Here is a 6761-nt window from a genome sequence, read left to right on the forward strand (position 1 = left end):
GAAATCTTTAACACAAATCAAACAATCTGATAAACCCGCCCTCCAACACCCTATTTTACATCAACATTTGATTCAAGAAATTAATGGTAAATTTGTATTTTCTATCGGGTGGGGGCGAGTTTAGGAGGTTATTAATTTTTTCCATAGATGGTTGGTGAACCCGCCCCTACGGTTCAATTGTACCTGGTGTTGATTCAATACAGTTCAAACTACCGCGTCCAAGCCAGCCAGCGATTAAACAAATTCTTCACAAACGGAGTCAAACGAGTGCGATTGTAAGCATCTCCGGCTTTCCGAATTGCATCAGCTTGTGTCGGATACGGGTGAATTGTGCTAGCAATCTTTCCCAAACCAATATTGTTAACCATTGCCAAAGTAATCTCGCTAATCATATCCCCAGCGTGTCGCGCTACAATAGTTGCACCTAATATTTTATCGCTGCCTTTTTTGACGTGAATTTTCACAAATCCTTCCTCTTCGCCGTCAATAATTGCCCGATCGACTTGATGGAAAGGAATTAAAAATGTATCGATATCAATGCCTTTTTCCTTAGCTTCGTGTTCGCCCAATCCGACGCGCGCAATTTCCGGGTTTGTGTAAGTACACCAAGGTATCGTTAAAGCGCTGAGCTTTTTGCGCCCGAAAAATAGAGTGTTTTGAATTACCATTCTCGCGGCAAAATCAGCAGCGTGAGTAAATTTATGTTTCATGCAAATATCACCTGCGGCATAAATGCGGGGATTAGTAGTTTGCAAATTGTCGTTGACAAAGACGCCAGTTCGTGTATCGTATTCGACACCGATCGCCTCTAGATTCAATCCTTCGACGTTGGGCGATCGCCCTGTACTCACAATAATTTCATCTACTGTTACCGATGCTTCCTCACCTTGACATTTATAATAAATTACTTTGCCTGCATTTGTTTTCTCAACGCGCTCTATTTTGGATTCAAGTATTAACTGAATTTTTTCCTTTACAAAAGCCTGTTGTACAATCGTAGCAGCCTCCGCATCTTCTTTGTCTAAAATCTGAGCATTTTTGTGCAGCAATACGACTTCCGAACCCAGCCGCCGAAAGGCTTGGGCCAATTCGCAGCCGATCGGCCCTGCGCCAATTACAGCTAAGCGTTGTGGCCTTTCCGTGAGGTTAAAGACAGTTTCATTTGTCAGATATTCAGCTTCCTGTAAACCTGGAATTTGCGGTTGTAGCGCCCTTGCACCTGTGGCAATTACTGCTTTTTTAAAGCGGAGAGTTTTGCCTGCAACTTCTACTGTATTATTGCTAGTAAAACGACCAGAACCTAAAAAAACATCAACTCCTAATTTGTACTGGTAGCGTTCAACAGAATCAACATCGCTGATTCCCGCCCTGATGCGGCGCAGCCGTTCCATCACAGCGGCAAAATCCACTTCTACACTGTCAGAAACATTAACACCAAATTTACTTGCTTCCCAGATATCGCCGACAGTACGAGACGATCGAATTAAAGCTTTTGACGGCACACAACCGACATTCAAACAGTCACCGCCCATTAAATGTTTTTCAATCAAAGCAACTTTCGCGCCCAAACCTGCGGCACCTGCAGCAACAATTAATCCAGCGGGCCCCGCGCCAATTACTACTAAATTATAAGAACTAGCCGGCTGCGGATTTACCCAATCTGGCGGATGCAAATAGGAGACTAATTTCTGGTTGTGTTCGTCCATCGGGGGGACAGTTACGCGATCGAATTCTGACTGGGGCATTCGCAAATCCTCCTAATTAAATACTTTCTTCCAAAGCTTTGCTGGCTATGCGAGTGATAAAGACAGTAACAGCGACAGTAGCAAGAAAACTGATAATATTAATCAACCATTTTACTGCGGAATCTTGAGGACTTGCATACACAGTTTGCGTGCCTATCGCAGCAACCTCTCCCACCAAAGAGCCGGAGTAGACGTACATAATTGTACCCGGTATCATGCCAAAGGAACCCAGCACGTAATCTTTCAAAGAAACTTGAGTGATTCCCAGAGCGTAATTCAATAAATTGAAAGGAAATAAAGGACAAAGACGAGTTAAAAAAACTATTTTTAATCCTTGTTGGGAAACAGCGCGATCGAGAGCTTTAAACTTGGGGTGAGATTCCATATATTTTACCACGCGATCGCGGCACAAATAGCGCCCGATCGCAAAAGCAAATACAGCACCTAAAATGGACGCCGCAAATACGTAAACTGAACCCCACCACAAACCAAAAATCGCCCCCCCTCCCAGCGTCAGTACCGAACCCGGTACAAACAGCACAGTAGCCAAGTTATAAGTAGCTACGAAAGCCACTGGCCCCCACCACCCTAAATCCTCAATCCGCATTAACAGAGTTCTCAAAACATCTTGAATGTAGGCAGATCTAGTTGCTACAATTAAGATAGCAAGCAAAAGTGCGATCGAAAAAAACAACACTATGCGTTTAAATTTTACCCTAGCATAATCTTGGATTCGTTCTTTTGCCATGATTCACCCGCAAATATTGATCAGCATTATACTCCAAACTTAAATTATTACTGTCAACTACCATAAAAGCGATAGGTTATGACACCAAAAGCCCAACTCCCAATCCCCGAACATTTCGACCCCAAAAAAGTAGGCGAAGTCTGGCGAGTCCCCTACCAAGAACGGGCCGCCCAAGCGAAAGATTGGGCAAAGCAGCACAGCATCCAGCCAGCATCCAGCGACAAAAAACGCATTTGTTTGCTGATAATCGATGCCCAAAATACCTTTTGCTTGCCCGAATTTGAACTATTTGTTGGCGGGCGTTCCGGTAGTGGTGCAGTTGATGATAACCTGCGGCTGTGCGAATTTATTTACCGCAATTTAAACGCGATTACAACCATTGCGCCGACAATGGACACCCACACCGCCATGCAAATTTTTCATCCAATCTTTTGGATAAACGAAGCAGGCGAACACCCCCTACCTGCCGTCACATCAATTACTTTAGAAGACGTGCAGCAAGGCATTTGGAAAGTCAATCCAGCCGTCGCCGATAACATCAGCGGGGGCAATTTTTCAGCACTGGAAAAACAGGCTTGTCACTACGTCAAAAAACTCAGCGACGATGGGAAATATCCCCTGACAATTTGGCCTTATCACTCGATGCTGGGTGGCATCGGACACGCGCTGGTTTCTGCGGTGGAAGAAGCAGTATTTTTTCATACTATAGCCCGCAATAGCCAAGCACTTTTTGAAATCAAAGGCGGGAATCCACTGACAGAAAACTATTCGGTTTTGCGGCCCGAAGTTTTAGATGGATTCGACGGCAATCCGATTGCTGAAAAGAATGCTAAGTTTATTGATAAATTGCTCGATTTTGAGGCAGTAATTATTGCCGGACAAGCAAAAAGTCACTGCGTTGCTTGGACAATTGATGATTTGTTAAGGGAAATTTTGGCGCGAGATCCGAATTTGGCAAAGAAGGTTTATTTGCTGGAAGATTGCACTTCGCCTGTGGTTGTGCCGGGGGTTGTGGATTTTACGGAACAAGCAGATGCAGCTTATCAAAAATTTGCGGCGGCGGGAATGAATGTGGTTAAATCTACTCAGTTAATTCTGGGCGATTAAAGACGAGTGTTTTCGCTTGGGGTTTTCAGTGCAAAAAAAGTATACATGATTAACCAGAGGCGGTAATTTTTGTTCGCTTGGCACTCTGCTGCGATCGCATTTAACGGATTACTTATGATATCATATCCGAAAAATCACTTACTGTAGAAGTGTAATAAAGGAGTTTCCCGATGATTGCAAGCGAAATTTATAGTGTTGTTCCTTTTCGGGATGCGAGTGTGCGAGCAATTTCAAAACTCTCGGTGGCCATAGCCACGACTCTTCTGAGCACAGTTGTAACTGTAACTCAAGCCTACGCAGTTCCCGTAACCTACGATTTCACCATCACTGTTACCAAAGGCGGGTTAGCGGGTAATTCATTTAACGGTTCTTTCAGCTACGATGATGCCAAATTGAAGGGAACGGGAGTGGAAGAATTGGGAATTACTGAGGGATTAACGACGTGCCTAAATTACCTGGGACGCACTTATCGCGAAACCGATGATACCAGTTATCCTACCTTTCCCACACTCAGATTTGAGGATGGCAAGATCACGCAACTAAACTTTTGGATTCAGCCGAATCAGCGAGTTAATTGGTGGAATTTACCGGGATGGGAAGTCAAGCTGTCTGAGCCTAAAATGAGTGATTCAACTGTTCCCAATTGTCAAAAACGGTGAGGCGTAGCCAAGGTGCGATCGACCCTAAAAATATACGAGAAATTAGATGCAACTGCCTACGCTTACGGTAATTTCAGGCAGCCATGCTACCCAGGTGCGATCGTCGATCATCTGCTGGGGCGATCGAATATTTGCGATCGCTATCAACGAATGACTCAAAGATTGTTTGAAAAAAACCGCATGATTCGTATTTTCTGTCGGTCCAGAGTGCCTCTCCGCTTGACGATTTTCAATAACTATTTCCCATCCAATCTGGGGACTTCTTGCAAAAAACTGCCGCTCAACATTAACTCAGTCATTCGGTCTAATTTGCCGCTGACCTTTAATTTTTTCTCTGTTTGAAATCGCTCGATATCTGCTTGCAAATTACCAGAATTATATCCTAATTTACTCAAATAGTCAATAGCTTGTTTGTCATTTAACAAGATATCCGCCGAACGAAAAATCGGCACGTATTCTTCGCGCCAAATCTGGGTAAAAGTTGCCCTATCTAAATAGAAAATCCTGCCCCGCGCCGGGTCTCCAATGGCAGCTACACTGTCATTCATGCCCAGCAAAGCGACCGCGTGGGGTAGCTTCCGAGGGCCGTCAAATAGCCAAACTGCTAGAACTCCGGGGCGATTAATTTGCTGAATTTGCTCCCAAGTAGGCCTTAGTTCGATCGCATTTACGCCCAAAGCTCTTGCTGCTATTATTAACTGTGGCATCGAAGTTCCCAAGCGACTCGTCCGGGCAAAACGCGCTACACTCGATTCCGTCGCATCGATTCCCCAACGCCTTAACACTGTTGCTAGGGCGGCGGGCGCGCAACTGCTGTTAGATGTTTGTCGAAATACACCGTTGGGCTGTAAATTATCTATTAAATCATCGTAAATTGGCGCCATGAAATAGTTTTCAGCGCCTGTAAATCCTCCCAATCCCAACAAGCAAATTAAAATTACTGCGATTACTTGCGATCGCGCTGTCGCCCAACTTATACTAAACCCAATACCGCAGACTCCCATCAGCATCACTCGTAGCAAAGTCCAAGTAACTCGCATCCCGTGAAAGCGCCACTCGATCGGCAAAACAGGCATTTGAGGCATATTTAGAGCCAGTAGCAGCAAGGCAATATAAAAACCCAAAAAAGCTAGGGCGAGCGAATTTCTGCCCTTAAACAAATCATTAGCCGTCACTCCAGATCGAACTAACGCCCGCCCGAACCGCATTCCCCAGACAAACAGCACCGAACCCAGCACCAACGTCACTACTATTTCCATGAACTCAAAATTGTGTTGCTTAACTAGGTTGTAACATTTATGCGATCGACTTGAACCCCAATCAATAGTGAGAGAGAGGAAGAGTGAGAGAGAGGAAGAGTGGGGGAGAGAATTTGACGATGTTTGGGTTTCGTTCCTGAATTTCCAGCTACAATCGAATAAACAGGATTTATCCAAAATCGAAGCAGGCAAAACAACCATCAATCCTAAAGACTTTGATCTGTATAGCTTGCTCGATATTAAGTTTTTTCAGGTTTTTCTTGATGAGTCTGAGTCAATGGTTGAGAATGAAATAATTCAGCTACCTAACCCAACAGGAGATATTACCATGTTTGCCAACTTAAAGCTGAGAAACCGGAGGCGACTCGGATATGCAGTTCCCATTGCTTTGAAGGGGATTAATTTGTTTGTTTTTAAAGAGAGGAAAAAATCAAGATGATTAACTTCAAAGCCACCAAATTAAGAGATCGTATTCTGTGGGGATATTCCCTACCGATTTTGCTTTCAGTTGGAGCAGCTACTTTGGTTTTCTTTAATGCTAAAGAAGTAGAACACAAAGCAAAAGTGCTAAATAATTCTAATGCTATTGTTATAGGTTTAAAAGATCTTGAACTGGGATTCTCAGGTATGCAGAAAGCTGCTCGTGGCTATTTTTTGGCACAAGAGAGTGATTTCTTAACTGAATACAATGAAGCTGTACGAAGCTTCGATCAATTCCATCAGGATTTACTTAAGCGGGTTCAAAACCCACAGCAGCTCCAGCGGCTAGATGAAATGAATGTATTACAAGATCAGATAGACCAAGGCTATAGACAATCCTTTTCTTTGGTCGATCGAGGTAAGCGAGACGATGGAATTAACTTGTGGAAAACACAAATTGTACCAAAGCTTCGTCAGGTTGATGCTATAGCTAAGGAGTTTGAAAGCACCCAACAAGAGATTTTAATTGACCGACAAAAAGAGCAAATTCAAGCTTTGCAGTTCCTGACTACAGTGGTGATTTTAAGCACTGCTTTAGCTGCACTTACGGCAATTGCGATCGCTCTGTGGATTGCTTCAGGCATTGCAAAGAGCATGAATCAGTCAGTCAATATGATTGTTAGTTCTTCCACAGAGATTGCCGCCACAGTAGAACAGCAGGAACGCACAGCCGCACAGCAATCGAACTCTGTAAATCAAACTACAATCACAATGGATGAGTTGGGCGCGGCTTCCCAACAATCAGCCCAGCAAGCCCAAGCTG

At 44.0% G+C, this 6761-nt stretch carries 7 protein-coding genes; 4 read left to right on the plus strand and 3 right to left on the minus strand.

Annotation, left to right across the window (positions count from 1 at the left end):
• Positions 1 to 209 precede the first annotated feature (209 nt).
• Positions 210 to 1745, minus strand: coding sequence for a mercuric reductase (locus tag QUA36_RS20510; RefSeq protein ID WP_333458907.1), 1536 nt, complete (start codon positions 1743 to 1745; stop codon positions 210 to 212).
• 16 nt (positions 1746 to 1761) lie between these two features.
• Entirely contained in the window at positions 1762 to 2493 is a 732-nt protein-coding gene (locus QUA36_RS20515) for a TVP38/TMEM64 family protein (RefSeq protein ID WP_333458908.1), read from the minus strand.
• Between the two features lie 78 nt (positions 2494 to 2571).
• Between QUA36_RS20515 and QUA36_RS20520 the strand changes: the two genes are divergently transcribed.
• Positions 2572 to 3600, plus strand: a complete 1029-nt coding sequence (locus QUA36_RS20520) for an isochorismatase (RefSeq protein WP_333458909.1) — start codon at positions 2572 to 2574, stop codon at positions 3598 to 3600.
• A gap of 170 nt (positions 3601 to 3770) precedes the next feature.
• On the plus strand, positions 3771 to 4259 hold the full coding sequence (locus tag QUA36_RS20525) for a hypothetical protein (RefSeq protein WP_333458910.1): 489 nt from the start codon (positions 3771 to 3773) through the stop codon (positions 4257 to 4259).
• A gap of 236 nt (positions 4260 to 4495) precedes the next feature.
• On the opposite strand, the gene QUA36_RS20530 is transcribed toward QUA36_RS20525, so the two are convergent.
• Positions 4496 to 5518 (minus strand): cysteine peptidase family C39 domain-containing protein, encoded by a 1023-nt coding sequence (locus tag QUA36_RS20530; protein ID WP_333458911.1) that lies wholly within the window; start codon positions 5516 to 5518, stop codon positions 4496 to 4498.
• Positions 5519 to 5585: 67 nt separating this feature from the next.
• Between QUA36_RS20530 and QUA36_RS20535 the strand changes: the two genes are divergently transcribed.
• Together QUA36_RS20535 and QUA36_RS20540 are read left to right on the plus strand one after the other, a co-directional pair.
• The gene (locus QUA36_RS20535; RefSeq protein WP_333458912.1) at positions 5586 to 5957 is read left to right on the plus strand and encodes a hypothetical protein; all 372 of its coding nucleotides are present in this window, start codon (positions 5586 to 5588) and stop codon (positions 5955 to 5957) included.
• Positions 5954 to 6761, plus strand: an 808-nt coding sequence (locus tag QUA36_RS20540) for a CHASE3 domain-containing protein (RefSeq protein ID WP_333458913.1), incomplete at its 3' end; no start/stop codon positions are given. The genes QUA36_RS20535 and QUA36_RS20540, both read left to right, overlap by 4 nt.

Source organism: Microcoleus sp. Pol10D4 (genome assembly GCF_036701555.1).
Classification (GTDB): Bacteria; Cyanobacteriota; Cyanobacteriia; order Cyanobacteriales; family Microcoleaceae; genus Microcoleus.